The organism is Castellaniella denitrificans (genome assembly GCF_027214045.1).
In the GTDB taxonomy this organism is placed as follows: Bacteria; Pseudomonadota; Gammaproteobacteria; order Burkholderiales; family Burkholderiaceae_B; genus Castellaniella; species Castellaniella denitrificans_A.
The window spans coordinates 20,362-35,977 of record NZ_JAPWHE010000001.1 but is presented as its reverse complement, the minus strand read 5'-3'; the positions used below and the strand labels follow the sequence as shown (position 1 = coordinate 35,977).

At 65.6% G+C, this 15,616-nt stretch carries 17 protein-coding genes; 7 read left to right on the top strand and 10 right to left on the bottom strand.

The genetic code is table 11. From position 1 onward, the window contains the following. Positions 1 to 48 precede the first annotated feature (48 nt). From pgaD to O4H32_RS00140, 10 genes are all read right to left on the bottom strand, one after another. Positions 49 to 510: a poly-beta-1,6-N-acetyl-D-glucosamine biosynthesis protein PgaD gene (gene pgaD, locus O4H32_RS00185; protein WP_269355598.1), complete on the bottom strand. Its 462-nt coding sequence runs from the start codon at positions 508 to 510 to the stop codon at positions 49 to 51. After that, positions 507 to 1,841: a poly-beta-1,6-N-acetyl-D-glucosamine synthase gene (gene pgaC, locus O4H32_RS00180; protein ID WP_269355597.1), complete on the bottom strand. Its 1,335-nt coding sequence runs from the start codon at positions 1,839 to 1,841 to the stop codon at positions 507 to 509. The genes pgaD and pgaC overlap by 4 nt, the downstream gene beginning before the upstream one ends. A gap of 12 nt (positions 1,842 to 1,853) precedes the next feature. Next, the gene (gene pgaB, locus O4H32_RS00175; protein WP_269355595.1) at positions 1,854 to 3,878 is read right to left on the bottom strand and encodes a poly-beta-1,6-N-acetyl-D-glucosamine N-deacetylase PgaB; all 2,025 of its coding nucleotides are present in this window, start codon (positions 3,876 to 3,878) and stop codon (positions 1,854 to 1,856) included. A gap of 14 nt (positions 3,879 to 3,892) precedes the next feature. Continuing rightward, positions 3,893 to 6,151, bottom strand: coding sequence for a poly-beta-1,6 N-acetyl-D-glucosamine export porin PgaA (gene pgaA / locus O4H32_RS00170; protein WP_269355593.1), 2,259 nt, complete (start codon positions 6,149 to 6,151; stop codon positions 3,893 to 3,895). Positions 6,152 to 6,214: 63 nt separating this feature from the next. Then, on the bottom strand, positions 6,215 to 6,532 hold the full coding sequence (csgH, locus tag O4H32_RS00165; protein WP_269355591.1) for a curli-like amyloid fiber formation chaperone CsgH: 318 nt from the start codon (positions 6,530 to 6,532) through the stop codon (positions 6,215 to 6,217). A gap of 83 nt (positions 6,533 to 6,615) precedes the next feature. Beyond that, entirely contained in the window at positions 6,616 to 7,377 is a 762-nt protein-coding gene (locus O4H32_RS00160; protein ID WP_269355589.1) for a hypothetical protein, read from the bottom strand. Positions 7,378 to 7,471: 94 nt separating this feature from the next. Continuing rightward, on the bottom strand, positions 7,472 to 7,858 hold the full coding sequence (locus O4H32_RS00155) for a hypothetical protein (RefSeq protein WP_269355587.1): 387 nt from the start codon (positions 7,856 to 7,858) through the stop codon (positions 7,472 to 7,474). Positions 7,859 to 8,073: 215 nt separating this feature from the next. Next, entirely contained in the window at positions 8,074 to 9,003 is a 930-nt protein-coding gene (locus tag O4H32_RS00150) for a CsgG/HfaB family protein (RefSeq protein WP_269355585.1), read from the bottom strand. A gap of 22 nt (positions 9,004 to 9,025) precedes the next feature. Next, the gene (locus O4H32_RS00145) at positions 9,026 to 9,394 is read right to left on the bottom strand and encodes a curli assembly protein CsgF (protein WP_269355583.1); all 369 of its coding nucleotides are present in this window, start codon (positions 9,392 to 9,394) and stop codon (positions 9,026 to 9,028) included. Beyond that, entirely contained in the window at positions 9,395 to 9,829 is a 435-nt protein-coding gene (locus O4H32_RS00140; protein ID WP_269355581.1) for a CsgE family curli-type amyloid fiber assembly protein, read from the bottom strand. A gap of 367 nt (positions 9,830 to 10,196) precedes the next feature. On the opposite strand from O4H32_RS00140, the gene O4H32_RS00135 reads away from it, so the two are divergent. The 7 genes from O4H32_RS00135 (at position 10,197) to atpG (ending at position 15,580) form a co-directional block, all read left to right on the top strand. Then, the gene (locus O4H32_RS00135; protein ID WP_269355579.1) at positions 10,197 to 10,649 is read left to right on the top strand and encodes an ATP synthase subunit I; all 453 of its coding nucleotides are present in this window, start codon (positions 10,197 to 10,199) and stop codon (positions 10,647 to 10,649) included. 24 nt (positions 10,650 to 10,673) lie between these two features. Beyond that, the gene (gene atpB, locus O4H32_RS00130) at positions 10,674 to 11,552 is read left to right on the top strand and encodes a F0F1 ATP synthase subunit A (protein WP_269355577.1); all 879 of its coding nucleotides are present in this window, start codon (positions 10,674 to 10,676) and stop codon (positions 11,550 to 11,552) included. Between the two features lie 101 nt (positions 11,553 to 11,653). Continuing rightward, the gene (gene atpE, locus O4H32_RS00125) at positions 11,654 to 11,896 is read left to right on the top strand and encodes a F0F1 ATP synthase subunit C (RefSeq protein ID WP_043684944.1); all 243 of its coding nucleotides are present in this window, start codon (positions 11,654 to 11,656) and stop codon (positions 11,894 to 11,896) included. A 128-nt stretch (positions 11,897 to 12,024) separates the two neighbouring features. Then, complete coding sequence (locus tag O4H32_RS00120) at positions 12,025 to 12,495, top strand: F0F1 ATP synthase subunit B (protein ID WP_269355574.1); 471 nt, start codon at positions 12,025 to 12,027, stop codon at positions 12,493 to 12,495. A gap of 13 nt (positions 12,496 to 12,508) precedes the next feature. Further along, on the top strand, positions 12,509 to 13,048 hold the full coding sequence (locus O4H32_RS00115; RefSeq protein ID WP_269355572.1) for a F0F1 ATP synthase subunit delta: 540 nt from the start codon (positions 12,509 to 12,511) through the stop codon (positions 13,046 to 13,048). 36 nt (positions 13,049 to 13,084) lie between these two features. Continuing rightward, positions 13,085 to 14,626, top strand: a complete 1,542-nt coding sequence (gene atpA, locus O4H32_RS00110) for a F0F1 ATP synthase subunit alpha (RefSeq protein ID WP_269355570.1) — start codon at positions 13,085 to 13,087, stop codon at positions 14,624 to 14,626. Positions 14,627 to 14,680: 54 nt separating this feature from the next. Continuing rightward, on the top strand, positions 14,681 to 15,580 hold the full coding sequence (gene atpG / locus O4H32_RS00105) for a F0F1 ATP synthase subunit gamma (protein ID WP_269355568.1): 900 nt from the start codon (positions 14,681 to 14,683) through the stop codon (positions 15,578 to 15,580). Positions 15,581 to 15,616: the final 36 nt, after the last annotated feature.

Below are 15,616 nucleotides of genomic sequence, written 5' to 3'. Positions count from 1 at the left end.
TTTTCGATGCGTGACTGATTTTTCTGTTCGTAACCAATTTCCTCTGAATCAGCGGTGCATTTGTGCGAATTCCTTGACGAAAGTCGGGTCGTGCATGAAATCGATCATGCTGATCCGGCCATCGTCGGTATGGTGGATGAGGATCGTCCGGCTGGCGCGCAGGATCCGCAACTGCGCCAGGCTGACGCCGAAATGAACCGCCAGCGCGTCGGGCAGCGGCTCGTCCGCCGGTTTGCGCCGGTCCAGTCGGCTGAACCGCACGGCGTTGTAGCAGGCCCAGGCGGACAGCAGCAATCCGATGATGGCCGCCACCAGCGTGTAGGCCAGCAGGGCCTGCGCGTCGGGCAACAGCCGGGACACGGCGGGTTCCGTGGCGGCGTGCGCCGGGCTTGCCACGATCGAGCGCACGCCCGAAGCGAACAGAAAGCCGAACGCGGCCCAGGCCAGCGCCGTGAGCAGACCGTCGAGCGAGGAAGCGAGAGCAGAGCGGGGGGTCTTGATGATCATCATGATGTGGGCGCCTTGATGCCGCGGTCGGGACTGTTCCAACGGGCCCGGGCGCGGTGGCGCCTGAGCATGACCCTGGGGAATCCGTACAGCGTGGTGAGCAGGCCGATCAGCCAGTAGGCCAGGGGATACCAGATCACCCAATACAGTGCGCGGAACAGGCCGTGTTCATAGCGGTGGTCGATAAAAACGCTGATGCAGAATTGCAGCAGGCAGGCCGCGGCCAGCGCCATGCCCGTGAAGGCGGGGGGCATCAACGTCTCGACCTGGATATGCCCGGGCAGCGCCACGAACAGGCCGGTCGTCCATAGCGCCATGGACAGGGCCAGGGCGAAGGCCCAGATCGTCGACACGCAATATTCCAGCGCCATGGGCCACAGGCGGCGGTGGCGCCAGGCCCGGATGCCGGGCAGGTTCTTGAGGAAGACCTCGGCGCCTCCCTGAGCCCAGCGCAGCCGCTGCTTCCACAGGCCGCGCAGCGTTTCCGGCATCAGGATCCAGCACAGCGCGCGCGGCTCGAAGAAGATCGACCAATGGTCCCGCTGGAGTTTCCAGCTGATGTCGATATCCTCGGTCACCATGTCCAGGCTCCAGTAGCCGACCCGGTCCAGTGCGCCGCGCCGGAATGCGGCCACCACCCCGGACACGGTGAAGACTTGGCCGTAGACGCGCTGGGTGCGCTTGATCAGGCCCACGATGGACGAGAACTCGCCCACCTGGACGCGACCGATCAGCGTGGAGCGCGTGCGCACGCGCGGATTGCCCGTGACCGCGCCGACCCGAGGGTGGTCGACCAGGGGCGCCGCCAGGTAGACTGCGGCGTCGCGGTGCAGAATGGCATCGCCGTCGATGCAGACCAGGTACTCGCTGCGGGCCGCCAGCGCACCCATGCGCAGGGCCATCGCCTTGCCCTGGTTGCGGGCGAGATGGATGACACGCAGGCGCGCGTGCGTGTCGGCCAGCCGGTCCAGCATTGCGCCCGTGTCGTCCGTCGAACCGTCGTCGATGGCGATCACCTCCACGTGCGGATAGCGCTGGTTCAGCGCCGACAGCACGGTGTCGGCGCCATGCTCGGCTTCGTTGTGGCAGGGGATCAGAATGGAAATCCAGGGCGTCCCCTTCAGGGTCGGCGGAGGGGCATCGGGAGACCAGGGCCAGAATCGTTCCCAGTGCAACCAGTAGTACAGTCCGCCGAATGTCCACAGGCCCGACATGAACAGGGGGTAGAAGAAGACGAAATCCAGGATCAGGTTGCCCGTCCACATCAGGGCCGCCCCGAAGGGCGCCCCTGCGACGAGGCACAGGATCAGGAAGGCGAGCAGTCGTTCCGTCATCGCGGTTTCTCCTCAGCGGTGGGGGTACCAGGCGGTCGAGATCGCGGGCCGGATGTTTTGCAGTGCCGGTTGATCCTGTGCGAAATCGTCGGGGTAATAGCCGAAATGCCGGACGCCGGCCCGCTGCAGGCGCCGCATCCAGCCAGCCAGAATCCGGCTGTCCACGGCGGGCCGGCCCGGCAGGCTCCATTCGCGGGCCTGGAGTTCGAACACGGTGCGGTCCAGTCCGCCCGGACGCCGCCGCATCGCGGCGACCAGGCGTTCGATCCAGGCGTCTGCGCGCGCCATCGGCACCCGTTCCATCAGCGGCATGGCCATGGGTACGGTCCAGTCATAGGCCCGCAGGAAATCGTCCGGGTTCTGCGCGTACCAGGCTTCGCTGGCCGGGTTCAGGATCGGCTCGGCGTACAGGTTGCGGGCGGTCCGTACCTGCGGTCCGCGGATGGCGCGGACGCGCTGCGCCAGCGAGAGGGTGAAATCGACCAGGGCGAGGCTCTTGAAGCGGGTCCAGCGCCGCAGCGTGTCCGGGTCGGCCCGCAGCGCCTGGATGGAGTCGGGCAGGTCGGCGCGACGGTAGGCGGCGAGCGCATCCGGGCCGGCGTCCTCGAAATCGCTCAGCACGGCGTCGTCGTGAAACAGGATGCCGTCGATCGGCGCGGCGCGCGCCATGTCCTCGTACAGGTCCGTGATGGCAGCCCTGGCCCGCGGGTCGAAGGGAGACAGCCTGCGATACTGCTCGGGATCCGGGCCGGGCGGTTCGTCCGGACGCGCGGGGTTCTGGCGGACGACGCGGGCGATGTCGGGCGCCAGATCGAAGCTCAGGACCGGCATCCAGGCGTAGACCTTCACGCGGGCGCGGTTGCGCAACTGCCAGACGGCCCGGTTGAACAGGTCGGCGCGCATCGGCAGCCGCCGATTCGGGAAATAGACCGAGCGCGCCAGACCGTCGCCTTCGGGATCGGCGTAAGCTTGCAGGAAGACCGTGTTGATGCCCAGGTCGGCGATCCGCTGCACCAGGGCGCCCAGGTTGCGGTCCGTCTGGCCGGGGTCGGGGTCGTAGACGTAGTCCAGGTCCACCTGCGCCACCCGGAAGTCGCCCCGGGATTCGGCGCCCACGACCGACCGTGCGAACGTCCGCATGTCGGGCGAGTCCGTCACCAGCATGCGCGGCATGGACAGGGGCGCGTCGACCGGGGCCAGGCCTTCATCGAGCGTCAATGCCATCCGATACCCCTGGGTGCGGATGATGTCCAGCGCTTCGCCGCTTGCGGCGCCGTAGGGCCAGACCCAGACGCGGGGCGTCGTGCCGGTCGCCTGGCGGATCTTGCGTGTGATGCGCCGGACGTCCTCTGTGATCCGTTGCCGGTAGGCCGCGTCGGTTTCGTAGGCGCGCGCGCCTGTGTCGTAGCGGCGCGTGGCGGCGGCCGGTTCCGTATTGCCCTGAGGATTGGCCGGAATGCCGTGGTGCAGGTCGTCGGTGTGCGAAGCGATTTCGACCAGACCCGAACGGGCCATTTCCCGGACGTCTTCCCAGGTGGCGAAACGGTCCCGGGGCACCCGCAGGTCGCCGAAGCGCACGGGCTGGTCGGGCGGCGTGTCGATCCAGCGGCCCACGGGCGCCCACACGGCGGGCCAGTTCATGGCCTTCAGGATGGGGAAGACCCGGCTGGGGAAGCTGCGGTAACCATCGTCGAAACTGAGCAACACCGCCTTGGGCGGCAAGGGTTTTCCGCCGTGTCCGGCGGCCAGGATCTGGTCGACGGACACGGCCTGGTAGCCGTTGTTCCGCAGCCATTCGAGCTGGGCGACCAGTTGATCCGTGCGCACGGCCAGGAATCGCTGGTCGGGATCGCTGTCCTCGACATCATGGTAGGCCAGCGCCAGCACGTGGTTGGCGGGCCAGGGCCTGTCGACGCTGGCCACGGGCCTCTCGTCTGGCGGTGTGAAAGCCGGAATGTCGCGCGCGCAGCCTGCGAGCAGCGTCAGGAGGCAGGCCAGGAAGAGCAGGCGCGGACCGAAGGTGAAGGATCGTGGCATGGGGCGCTCCCGGGTCAGAACCGGACCGTCACGTCGATGAGGAAGTTGAAACTGCGCTCGCGCTGGCCGTCGTAGGGGCGCGAGGTGCCCGAAGCCAGGAAACCGACCTCGAACGTGCGGCTGTGGTGATAGCGTTGGCCATAGCCGATGGTGTAGAGGCCGCCGGTGCCGTATCCCTGCTGCGCATAGGCGCCGGCGGCAAGCAGGAATTGCTGCTCCCAGCGCGTCTCGTCCCGCTGGTACAGCGTGTGCGTCACCCGCAGGGCCGGCAGTAACGTCAGGTCCGACCTGGGGTTGAAATAGGGGGCGTCCTCGGCCGAGTTGCGGGAGGCGGACAGATCCAGCAGCGCATCCACCTGGACCCGGGGCGCGGTGTAGAGGCGCTGGCGGCCCGACAGACTGGCCTCCAGGCGGCGGTTGCCGTCGGAAAAGAACGAGGGCGTCAGGGTCAGGACCCATTCCCTGCGTTCGTCTCCACGCCAGCGCAGAGAGGCGTTCAGGGTATTGGCCGTGATGTCGTGCTTCAAGGCCCGCAGCGGCGTATCGCGCGACAGCAGGGCGCCGCCGATGCCCGCCTGCCAATGGTCGTTCAGGTCCATCAGGGCCGAGAACGCCGCCCCGGCCCGGGTGCCGTGACCGTAGCGGTTGCCCGAGGCCTCGATCTGGGCCGTCAGGTCGCGGCCGCGCCATTCGAGCCCGGCGCGCGCCCAGGCATAGTGGCCGTCCCCCTCGTCGAAGCGCCCTTCTGTGTAGCCGGTGCCGGCGAATACGCGCCAATTGTCATCCAATGGAGGTGAATAGAGCACGGTGTCGATACTTGCGTCCCGGCTGCCCAGCACCTGGCCGCCGGTGGACGCGCCCCGGCTGGCGGTCGTCCGCCACTCGGCCTTTTGATGTGCGCTCCAAGTCTCGTCCAGACGCTTCACGGCCTGGTCTTCCGGGATCCGGGCCATCAGATCGTCACGCAACAGCCTGGCCTGGCGCCATTCCCGCAGGGCGAGGGCGGTCTCGGCCTGGCCGGTTTCGACCTCGATGGACCGGGGCGCCTGGGTTTCGGCGATCTTCAGGTCGAGTTCCGCCTGGCGCGGCAGATCCCGGGCGCGCCAGACTTCGGCCCGCGCGACGCGCAGGCCGACGTTGCCAGGCGCTTCGTCGACCATCCGGTCCAGCGCCGCCTGGGCCTTCAGCGTGTCGCCCTGGTAGAGCGCGCCCAGGGCTCGCGTCTGTTCGGCGTCCAGTTTCGCGGGGTTGGGGCGGCGCATGGGATCGCCCTTGTACATGATCCAGGTGGGCAGCGCGGCCAGCGTCCGGTCCAGCCCTGCGTTGGCGGCGGCGTGCTGGTCGGATTCGGCCAGCGCGTAGTACAGGCCGATCCGGTCGCTCACCCGGGCCTCCGCGTCCAGGCCCGCCGCCGTGGACGCCAGGGATTGCTGGAACAGAGGCGCTGCGGTTTCCGGCCGTCGCAAGGCCAGGTAGGCGCCTGCCGCTTCGCCCAGCGCGTAATCCGGCACGGTCTCGCCGTTCGCCCGCATGGCTTCGTAGTGGGCCGCGAGATCCCGCATGCGGCCGCGCGCGCGCAGGGCTTGCAGCCGGTCCGCCTCGGCGCGCCGCACGTCGTCGCGGGCCTCCGGCCCCAGGGCGCGCCATTGCGGAATCAGTTGGTCGTACTGGGACAGCGCCTGGTCGGCCAGGACGTGCCGGTCCGCTTCGCCCCGTGTGTCGGTCGAGGCGGCGCGTGTCAGCTCGGCCGCCACGTCGGCCTGCAGGGACCGGGTCTGCGAAGGACTGAGCAGGCCGGGATGCGCGGCGGCCAGCCGGAGGGCGCTTTGGGGCAGGCGCGCATCCTGCTGGGCCAGCACGTAGGCGCGCACGACGTAAAGACGGCCCGGGGCCAGCGAGTAAGCCTGGGAGGCGTGTTCCAGGGCCGCATACGGTTGTGCGTTCCGGCCATAGGCGTAAGCCAGTGCGAGATGCGCATCCGGATCGCCGGGACGGCCCGCCACGAGGGACTTGCCGCGTTCAATTGCCTCGTGCGGGCGTCCCGCGTCCGCCAGGGTCATGACATGGCCATAGGCGAACGTCGCCTGGCCGGGAAAACGCCGCTCTCCTTGTCTGAACAGCTCAATGGCCACTGGCCACCGACGCGCGTCCCGGTATGCGCGCGCCACCGCCTCCAGGCGGGAAGCGGGAAGCGTCGCGGGCGAGCCTGCCTGTTCGTAAGCCCGCAGGAGGGCGTTTGTTTCCTCGCCGGTGGCAGGAAGTGCCAGGAGCATACAAAAGGTAAATGCGATGGAGCGCAGGGCGGCGTTCATGATGGGTCTCATGGCATGGGGATGTCAGTGAGAACGGGGACAGGCGAAGCGATAGGTGCCCGCCTGGACGCCCTGGGAGAGGATGAGCAGCTCGATCTGGCACTGATCGCGCGCTCCGATCGACATGGAAAAGCGCGTCAGCGCGGTAGGCTGGTCGGCCGGAAGGTCGACCGAGCCGCTTTGCATGATCCGCGAAGTGCCCGAGGGGCCCTGCCTGACGGCCTGGATCCGATAGTCGATCATGCGGTGTTCCGGACTCTGGACGTAGGGCACGATCATGCCGGCTTGCGCGCCGGTGCCGCTGTCCAGCCATACCTGGAGATTCAGATCCGCCGCCATCATGACCATGCTCCGGAAGAAGGGGAAAAAATCTCTGGCGGGCCATGGAAGTCCCGCCAGAGAGCCTGGCGCAAAGGCCTGCGGACTTACCAGCCCGTCTGATTGAACGTGGCCGTGTTGCCGAACCCGATCTGCACCGCCGTGGCGGACAGGTTGGAGCCCGTCTGCATCACGGTCGCCGAGTTGACCCATCCGTCCTGGTAGAGATCGGCGCTCTGGTTGTGACCGAACTGCTGCGTCACCGTGCTGGTGTTCTTGAAGCCGGCCTGCACGATCTTCGCGTCGGCGTCGTGGGTCCATTTCTGCGTGACGTCGGCGGAATTGTTGATCCCGCTCTGATACACATCGGCCGTCGCGTCCAGGCTGTGTTCCTGGGTGGTGTTCGCGACGTTCTTCCAGCCTGCCTGGACGATCTTGGCGCTGGCATCGCCGGTCCAGGTCTGTTTGACGTCAGCCGAATTGTTCACGCCGTCCTGATAGACATCCGACCGGGCGTTCACGTTGTGGCTCTGGTCCGTGTTGACCACGTTCTGCCAGCCCTTTTGCACGACCTTTGAACTGGCGCCCACGTTGTCGGACTGTTTCGCGTTGGCGTAGTTGTCGTATCCCTTCTGGTAGATATCGATCTGGGCGCTACCGAAGAAATTGTTGGACTGGTTGGCCTTGGCCACGTTGCTCATTTCGATCTGAGTGATGGTGGCGGTGGCGTTGCCGTTGTAGGCCTGCGTGATCTCGGCGTCGTTGTTGAAGCCGTTCTGGTAGGTGTTGCCGGTGCTGCCCGCGAATGCCGCCGTGCCGGCGAAGGCCAACGCAAGACCGGACGCCAGTGCGCAAAGAGAGTGTTTCATGTTGAAGCTCCTTGAGTCGACAAGACCAGTGGGGGGAAAACGCTGTCCGGCGGTCTTGAAACCGGGCGTCGTCGAAAGAAACGGTTCGGGTGCGTCAGCGATACACGGAAAGCTTCAGGCCGCTGCCGATCTGGGTGATCGGCGCCAGCGGGCCCGGCGTGGTGAGCGTCACCGACAGTTGATTGAAATTCCCGATCTGGTTCAGGTTCGCGTAGCTGTTGCTGGCGTATTGCTCCAGCCGCCCGCGATTGGCTACGCCGGTCTGATGGATTTCGCCCCAGATCCCCATCCCGGCCTGGATGATCTGGGCTTCGTTGTTGGCCCCGGCCTGCTGGATCAAGGCCGTGTTGCCCGCCCCGGATTGCGAAGTGTCCGCCCGGTTGTGGAAACCGTCCTGGAGGATGGATGCCGCGGAATCGGCGCCTTTCTGGGTGATTTCGCCGGTGTTCAGTCCGCCTCGCTGGGCGATGTGCGCCCGCACGCCGGCATTGGCCAACTCCAGCGGCGGCAGTTCCCCGGGCGAAAGATCGAAGCCGGCGCCGTGGCTGGCCGGCGGGGCTGCGCTCAGCAGGGCCGCGAGGCCCAGGCTCAGGCAGACGTGGCCGAGGGGGGGGGCCGAAACGTGAAAGGGGTGATGTGTCCATGATTTGCAACTCCTTGATTCAAGTGAGCAGGCCCGGGCCGCATTTCAGGCGGTCATTGGGTCTGGGCCGAGGGGGCCGCGGTGTCCGTGTCGACCGTCTTGCGCGGCGTCACCGTTGTCACTTCGTTGTTTTCGGCGGTCAGGTAGCGCTGGATCAACGCGCTGTTCCAGTCCGCCGGGTTTTTCAGGCGCCACAGATTGTTCTTGATGCCCTGTACCGTCAGGTGCATGACGGCGGCGTCGATGGCTTCCTTCACGGCCAGTTGGGCGGGCTCGTTGTGGGTGTAGCCGCCTTCGATCTCCAGCAGATCGTAGTAATTGACGAAACGGAAATAGCTCGGATGGATCTCGTACGAGAAGATCGTCTTGGTGGTCGAGACACTGTCCAGGATCGCGCCGGTCGCGACGTCCACGGCCCGCAGGCCGATCGTGACCTGATCGACGCTGTATTGCGTGGTCATGCCGATCCCCAGGAATTTCGCGCCCAGGCCGCCGGTCCTCGTGTTGGTGTCATAGGCGATCACGCCGCCCTCCAGGATGATGGAGGCGGGCAGCAGGTTCGGGACGCCGCCCCGGTTCTGCGCGTCCTCGTCCACGGCCCGCAACACCCGGCGCTCGGTCAGCAGGGATTGCAGGCCCTCCCGCTCGACGGGGATGTACCAGCCGGAGTCTTTCAGCGCTTTCATCAGCATCGACGCCGCGCCCTGAGTGACCGCCGTGGAGAACGCGCTGCTGGGGGAAGGCTTGTATTGACCGGTTTCATCCCGGAAGCCGTAGACGGCGGCCACGATCTTTTGCCGCGGAGGCGGCAACTGCAGCAACGCGGTGGCCGAGGGGGTCGGCGGAGTCAGTTGCGCTTCGCTGGAAACATTGACGGGTTTTTGGATCGCGCATGCGGACAGGGTCAGCGCCAGCACCGGAGCGATCCATGAGCCGCGAACCGAAACGAGTGCGCGGGCTCCAGGCATTTTCAGGGTGTCCATGACGGGCCTTTCCGGTTCCGGGTCAGTTGAGTGGGGCGGTGCCGGCAGCGGTGCTGCCAAGGTCGATAGGATGCGAATTGCCGTTCAGATCGATCCAGTAGAGCTTGTCGCCTTTCTGGATCAGGAAGCCGTTGTCCGTTTGCAGGATCTGGCCGATGTTGTCCAGGCCGAGATCGTCCATGGGGTAGGGATAGCGCTTCTGCGCCTGCGCGCTTTGCAGCAGGTTGGGGCCGTTCAGCGGGTTGCCGCCGAAACTGGGGTTGACCGGGGTGTAGAGCAGCTGCCCCGCCGAAACCGGCAGCGGCGCCCATGACAGCGCCATCAAGGCGCCGAGGAGGATCGCGGCGGGCCTGCCCGACCTGGCGAAAGGGGTGTGCGTGGACTGGCTCATTTACATCTCCTCGGGCCCCAAGTCGGCGTCCTGGATGAACTGCCTTTGGGCATTGATGATGTCGATGTTCTCCCGGACCACCTGGACGACTTCCCGACTCTGGTCCTTCGCCCGCGAGCGGGCCGGAGACAGAAACGTGTGGAATACGGTCTGATTCAGATAACTGATCCAGATCTCGCTGCCGAACTGCGCGGTGGGACGTTCGATGATCGTCATCGTGTCCTGTGAGTCCGGGTACAGCGCCTGCCACACTTGCGTGAAGTTGCTGTAGAAGTCCCATCCCATCACGGTGACGGTGCGGTTGATGATCAGCCCCTTCAGGGGATCGCTGTTGATGCGCCCCTCGTCGAGATTGCCCCTGGGCGGCTCGGGTTCTTGCGCGGCCGCCGCCGCGCCCAACAGCGCCGCGACGATGATGCCGATCCGCAACCCCATGAACCGCATGGCGATCCCCCTCTTCCGCGCAATGATCTTTGCCGAACGTGTCGAACTGTGATGTCGTATGGAGAATGTTATGGGCGGGTCGGGCGCCCACCTATAGGCCAGAGTCGCTACGCCGTTTTCCGGGTGGCGGTCGGCCGGCCGTCGGGGAAACGGCGTAGTCCGTCGGGACGGATGTGCCGTAGGCCGCGCGCACGGGCGAACTGCGCTAAAATAGTGCGCCCCTGGCAGGGGAAGTTTGAATATTCCCTGAAAGGGACGCTATAATTTACGAGTTTGACTATCGCCGCGTGTGTGTTCGATCGGCCCGGATTGACGGGGGCTTTCGGCGGATGCGCGGCGGGACGTGAGCGATAGGCCTATGAATGCGAGGGCTGTCCGCGGTCCTGATGGCAGTTCGTCCGACACGCTGGTGCTTGACGAATCGGAACGCGCGCTGATCGCCCGCCGTTCACGGGTCGGCCTGTTGCGGGCGTTGGCGGCGCAGGCATTCACGGGAATGCTGGTGGTGCTGGGCGCCTGGGGAATTGCCGGAAAGGACGCCGGGTTTTCCGCCCTGATCGGGGCGGTGGTTTATTTTGTGCCCAACGCGCTGTTCGCCTTGCGGCTGCTGCTGGGGTATTTCGGGCCTAAACGCCCGGGATCGCTCGCCTTTTTCTGGGGCGAATTCCTCAAGCTGCTGACGGTGGCCGGGGTGGTGGTCCTGGTGGCGTGGCGGTGGGGCGACTGGCTGAACTGGCTGGCCTTCCTGCTGGGCCTGCTGGGCGTCATGAAGGGGTACGTGGTGTTGCTGGCCTTGCGCCGACTGCCATGATTTGAATACGAAAAAGGGTTTCCGATGACCGACGCTGTAACGACGCCTCAGTCCGAATACATCCAGCATCACCTGGTGCACCTGAACAATCTCGGGCACAAGCAGGACATCATCGCCAACTTCGACGTCGTCAACTACGACTCGCTGTTCTGGTCGATCCTGATGGGCGCCATCGTCATCTTCTTCCTCTGGCGGGCCGCCCGCCGGGCCACCACCGATGTGCCGGGCCGTTTCCAGATGGGCATCGAAATGCTCGTGGGCATGGTCCACGAGGAAGCCAAAGGCATCATCCCCAACGAGACCACGCGCAAGTTCGCCGCGCCGCTGGCCCTGACCGTGTTCCTCTGGATCGCGCTGATGAACGCGCTCGACCTCATCCCCGTCGACCTGGCCGGCTGGATCTTCCGCATCACAGGCCTGGGCGCCCACCACGCCGATCCGCTGTACTATCATCGCATCCTGCCGACCGCCGATCTGAACATCCCCCTGGGCATGTCCCTGGGCGTGCTGGTCCTGATGCTGTACTACGGCATCAAGATCAAGCGCCCGGCCGGCTTCGTCAAGGAACTCTTCACCGCGCCCTTCCACGCGCATGGCGTCGCGGCGCTGGTCCTGGCGCCCTTCAATTTCCTGCTGAACCTCATCGAATATGCGGCCAAGTGCGTGTCGCTGGGCATGCGGCTGTTCGGCAATATGTATGCGGGCGAACTGCTGTTCATGCTGATCGCCTTGCTGGGTGGTGCCTGGACGGGGGCGAATGCTTCCAGCATCAGTCTTGCGTTCGGACACGTGCTCGCCGGTTCGGCATGGGCGATCTTCCACATTCTGATCGTGCTGCTGCAGGCGTTCATCTTCATGATGCTGACCCTGGTGTATATCGGGCAGGCGCACGAAGGCCACTAAAAATTCGCCCGGGGTCACCCCGGGCGGGCTCGCGGGGCTTGCCCTGATTTCTGGTTTTTTGATTTTTTGACTAAACAACGTTTACTTACCAAGGAGTTGTTATGACCAACGTTGCGTTCGTTGCTCTCGCTTGCGGTCTGATCATCGGTCTGGGCGCCATCGGCGCCTGCATCGGCATCGGCATGATGGGTGGCAAGTACCTCGAAGCCTCCGCCCGCCAGCCCGAACTGATGAACACGCTGCAGACCAAGATGTTCCTGCTGGTCGGCCTGATCGACGCGGCCTTCCTGATCGGTGTGGGTCTGGCCATGCTGTTCGCGTTCGCCAACCCCTTCGTGGGCTGATGACGGCGCAGGCCTGCGCGTTTGTCGCAGGTCAGGGGTTCGTCGGCGGCCTGCGGGTCGTGGACGGCCGGATTAGGTGCCTTGCGGAATCGCCGCAAGGCACGAACGGGTAAATTAGGAAAACGACCGTGAATTTAAACGCGACTCTCTTTTTCCAGATGATCGTGTTTTTCGTTCTGGGTTGGTTTACGATGAAATTCATCTGGCCGCCCCTGACGAAGGCAATGGATGATCGTCGCCAGAAAATCGCCGACGGTCTGGCCGCCGCCGAGAAAGGCAAAGCCGATCTGGCCCAGGCCCAGGCCCGCGTCAGTCTGATGGAAGCCGCCTCCAAGACCGAAAACCACGCGCGTCTGGCCGAAGCCGAAAAGCAGGCCTCCGCGCTGATCGACGAAGCCCGCCGCGAAGCCGAGGCCGAAAAGGCCCGGATCGTCGCCCAGGCCCGTCAGGACGCCGCCCAGGAAGTCCAGCGTGCGCGTGAAACCCTGCGCGCCGAAGTGGCTGTGCTGGCCGTGAAGGGCGCCGAACAGATCCTGCGTCGCGAAGTCGATGCCAAGGCGCACGCCGAGCTGCTCGACCAGCTCCAGGCGCAACTCTGAATCAGGGCGAGTCATGGCTGAACTGTCTACTATCGCGCGGCCCTACGCCGAGGCCCTGTTCGAATCCGTGCGCGGCGACGCGCGCGGGCTCGAATACTGGTCCGGCGTGATGTCGCTGCTGGCCCAGGTGTCCGGCATGCCCGACGTGCTCGAGGCCATGGCCGATCCGCGCCTGTCCGATGCGCAGCGCACCGCGCTGCTGACCGGTCTGGTGCCCCAGGAACTGCCGGCGCAGGCGGCAAATCTCGTCGCCCTGGTGGTCGAGAACGGCCGCGTCCAGGCGCTGCCCCAGGTGGCCGAGCAATTCGAACTGCTGCGCAACCGGCTGGAAGGCACCGCCCTGGCGCGCATCACCAGCGCCTACCCGCTGACCGATGCCCAGGTGGCCGGCCTGCTGCAGGGGCTGGAGCGCAAGTTCGGCCTCAAGCTCAAATCCCAGGTGACGGTCGACCCGGAACTGATCGGCGGGGTGCGCGTCGCCGTCGGCGATCACGTGCTCGATACTTCCGTGCAAGCCCGGCTGGCCGGTCTGCGCGATACGCTGGCCGCGTGATGGCGGGCCAGCCAACAAGATTCCAGGAGTCTTACCATGCAACTTAACCCGTCCGAGATCAGCGAACTGCTGAAGAGCCGCATCGAAGGCCTGGGCGCGTCCACCGATGTCCGCACGCAAGGCACGGTCGTGTCCGTCACCGACGGCATCACCCGCATCCACGGTCTGTCCGACGTGATGCAGGGCGAAATGCTCGAATTCCCCAACAACAAGTTCGGTCTGGCCCTGAATCTGGAACGTGATTCCGTGGGCGCCGTGATTCTGGGCGACTACATCGGCGTGTCCGAAGGCGACGCCGTCAAGACCACCGGCAAGATCCTGTCCGTGCCGGTCGGCCCGGAACTGCGCGGCCGCGTCGTCGACGCACTGGGCAATCCGATCGACGGCAAGGGCCCGATCAACGCCAAGGAAACCGACGTGATCGAAAAGGTCGCGCCGGGCGTGATCGCCCGCCAGTCCGTGTCGCAGCCGCTGCAGACCGGCCAGAAGGCCATCGACTCCATGGTGCCCGTCGGCCGCGGCCAGCGCGAGTTGATCATCGGCGACCGCCAGACCGGCAAGACCGCCGTGGCCGTCGACACCATCATCAACCAGAAGGGCAAGGGCGTCACCTGCGTGTACGTCGCCATCGGCCAGAAGGCTTCCACCATCAACAACGTGGTGCGCAAGCTCGAAGAACACGGCGCCATGGAATACACCATCGTCGTGGCCGCCGCCGCGTCCGACTCCGCCGCCATGCAGTACCTGGCCGCCTACTCGGGCTGCACCATGGGCGAATACTTCCGCGATCGCGGCGAGGACGCCCTGATCGTGTACGACGATCTGACCAAGCAGGCCTGGGCCTACCGCCAGGTGTCCCTGCTGCTGCGCCGTCCGCCCGGACGCGAAGCCTACCCCGGCGACGTGTTCTACCTGCACTCCCGTCTGCTGGAACGCGCCGCCCGCGTGAATCCCGAATACGTCGAAAAATTCACCAACGGCGCCGTCAAGGGCAAGACCGGCTCGCTGACCGCGCTGCCGATCATCGAAACCCAGGCCGGCGACGTGTCCGCCTTCGTGCCGACCAACGTGATCTCCATCACCGACGGCCAGATCTTCCTGGAAACCGACCTGTTCAACGCCGGCATCCGCCCCGCCATCAACGCCGGTATCTCGGTGTCGCGCGTGGGGGGTTCGGCCCAGACCAAGGTCGTCAAGAAGCTGTCGGGCGGCATCCGGACCGACCTGGCCCAGTACCGTGAACTGGCCGCCTTCGCGCAGTTCGCTTCCGACCTGGACGACGCCACCCGCCGCCAGCTGGAACGCGGCAAGCGCGTGGTCGAACTGCTCAAGCAGCCCCAATACCAGCCGCAGCAGGTCTGGGAACTGGCGGTGGCCCTGTATTCCGTGAACAACGGCTATCTGGACGATCTCGAGGTCGGCCAGGTGCTGGCCTTCGAAAAGGCCCTGAAGGACTACCTGAAGGCCAAGCACGAAGCCCTGATCCAGCGCATCGAAGACGTGAAGGAACTCTCCAAGGAAGACGACGCCGCTCTGGGCGCCGCCATCCAGGAATTCAAGAAGCACGGCACGTTTTAAGTAGCGGCCGGGGCGCGCGGCGCGCGTCCCGGACAGCCCTGACAGGATAGTGGAATGGCCGGAATCAAGGAAATTCGAACCAAGATCAAGAGCGTGCAAAACACGCGCAAGATCACCAAGGCGATGGAAATGGTCGCCGCATCCAAGATGCGCAAGGCGCAGGACCGGATGCGGACGGGCCGTCCCTACGCCACCAAGGTGCGCGCCATCGCGGCCCACCTGATGCAGGCGAACCCGGATTACACCCACCCCTACATGGTGGAACGCCCGAAGCTGTCGTCCGTGGGCGTCGTGCTGGTCACCACCGACAAGGGTCTGTGCGGCGGCCTGAATACCAACATCTCGCGCCTGGTGCTCGCGCGGATCAAGGAATTCGAGCAGCAGGGCGTGCGCGTCCAGGCGACGGCGCTGGGCTCCAAGGGCCTGGGCCTGCTGAACCGCGTCGGCGTCAACGTGGTGTCCTCGGAAGTCCAGCTGGGCGACGCGCCCAACCTGGAACGCCTGATCGGCGCCATCAAGGTCCAGCTCGACGACTTCGTCGACGGCAAGGTGGACGCGGTCTATCTGGCGACCAGCCGCTTCGTCAACACCATGAAGCAGGACCCCAGCTTCATCCGCCTGCTGCCGCTGCCTTCGGGCCTGGAAGACCCCTTCCAGACGGGCTCCCAGGACGAGGCCGCCCTGGAAAGCCAATACGGCTGGGACTACCTGTACGAGCCGGATTCCCAGACCGTGATCGACGAGCTGCTGCTGCGCTACGTCGAGGGCCTGGTCTACCAGGCCGTGGCGGAAAACATGGCCAGCGAGCAGTCCGCCCGGATGGTCGCCATGAAGGCCGCGTCCGACAACGCCAAGAAAGTCATCGGCGACCTCCAACTGGTCTACAACAAGACCCGTCAGGCGGCCATCACCAAGGAAATTTCGGAAATCGTGGGCGGCGCCGCCGCGGTCTGATCGACGCAAGCACCGGCAACCCAGAGATACTTATAG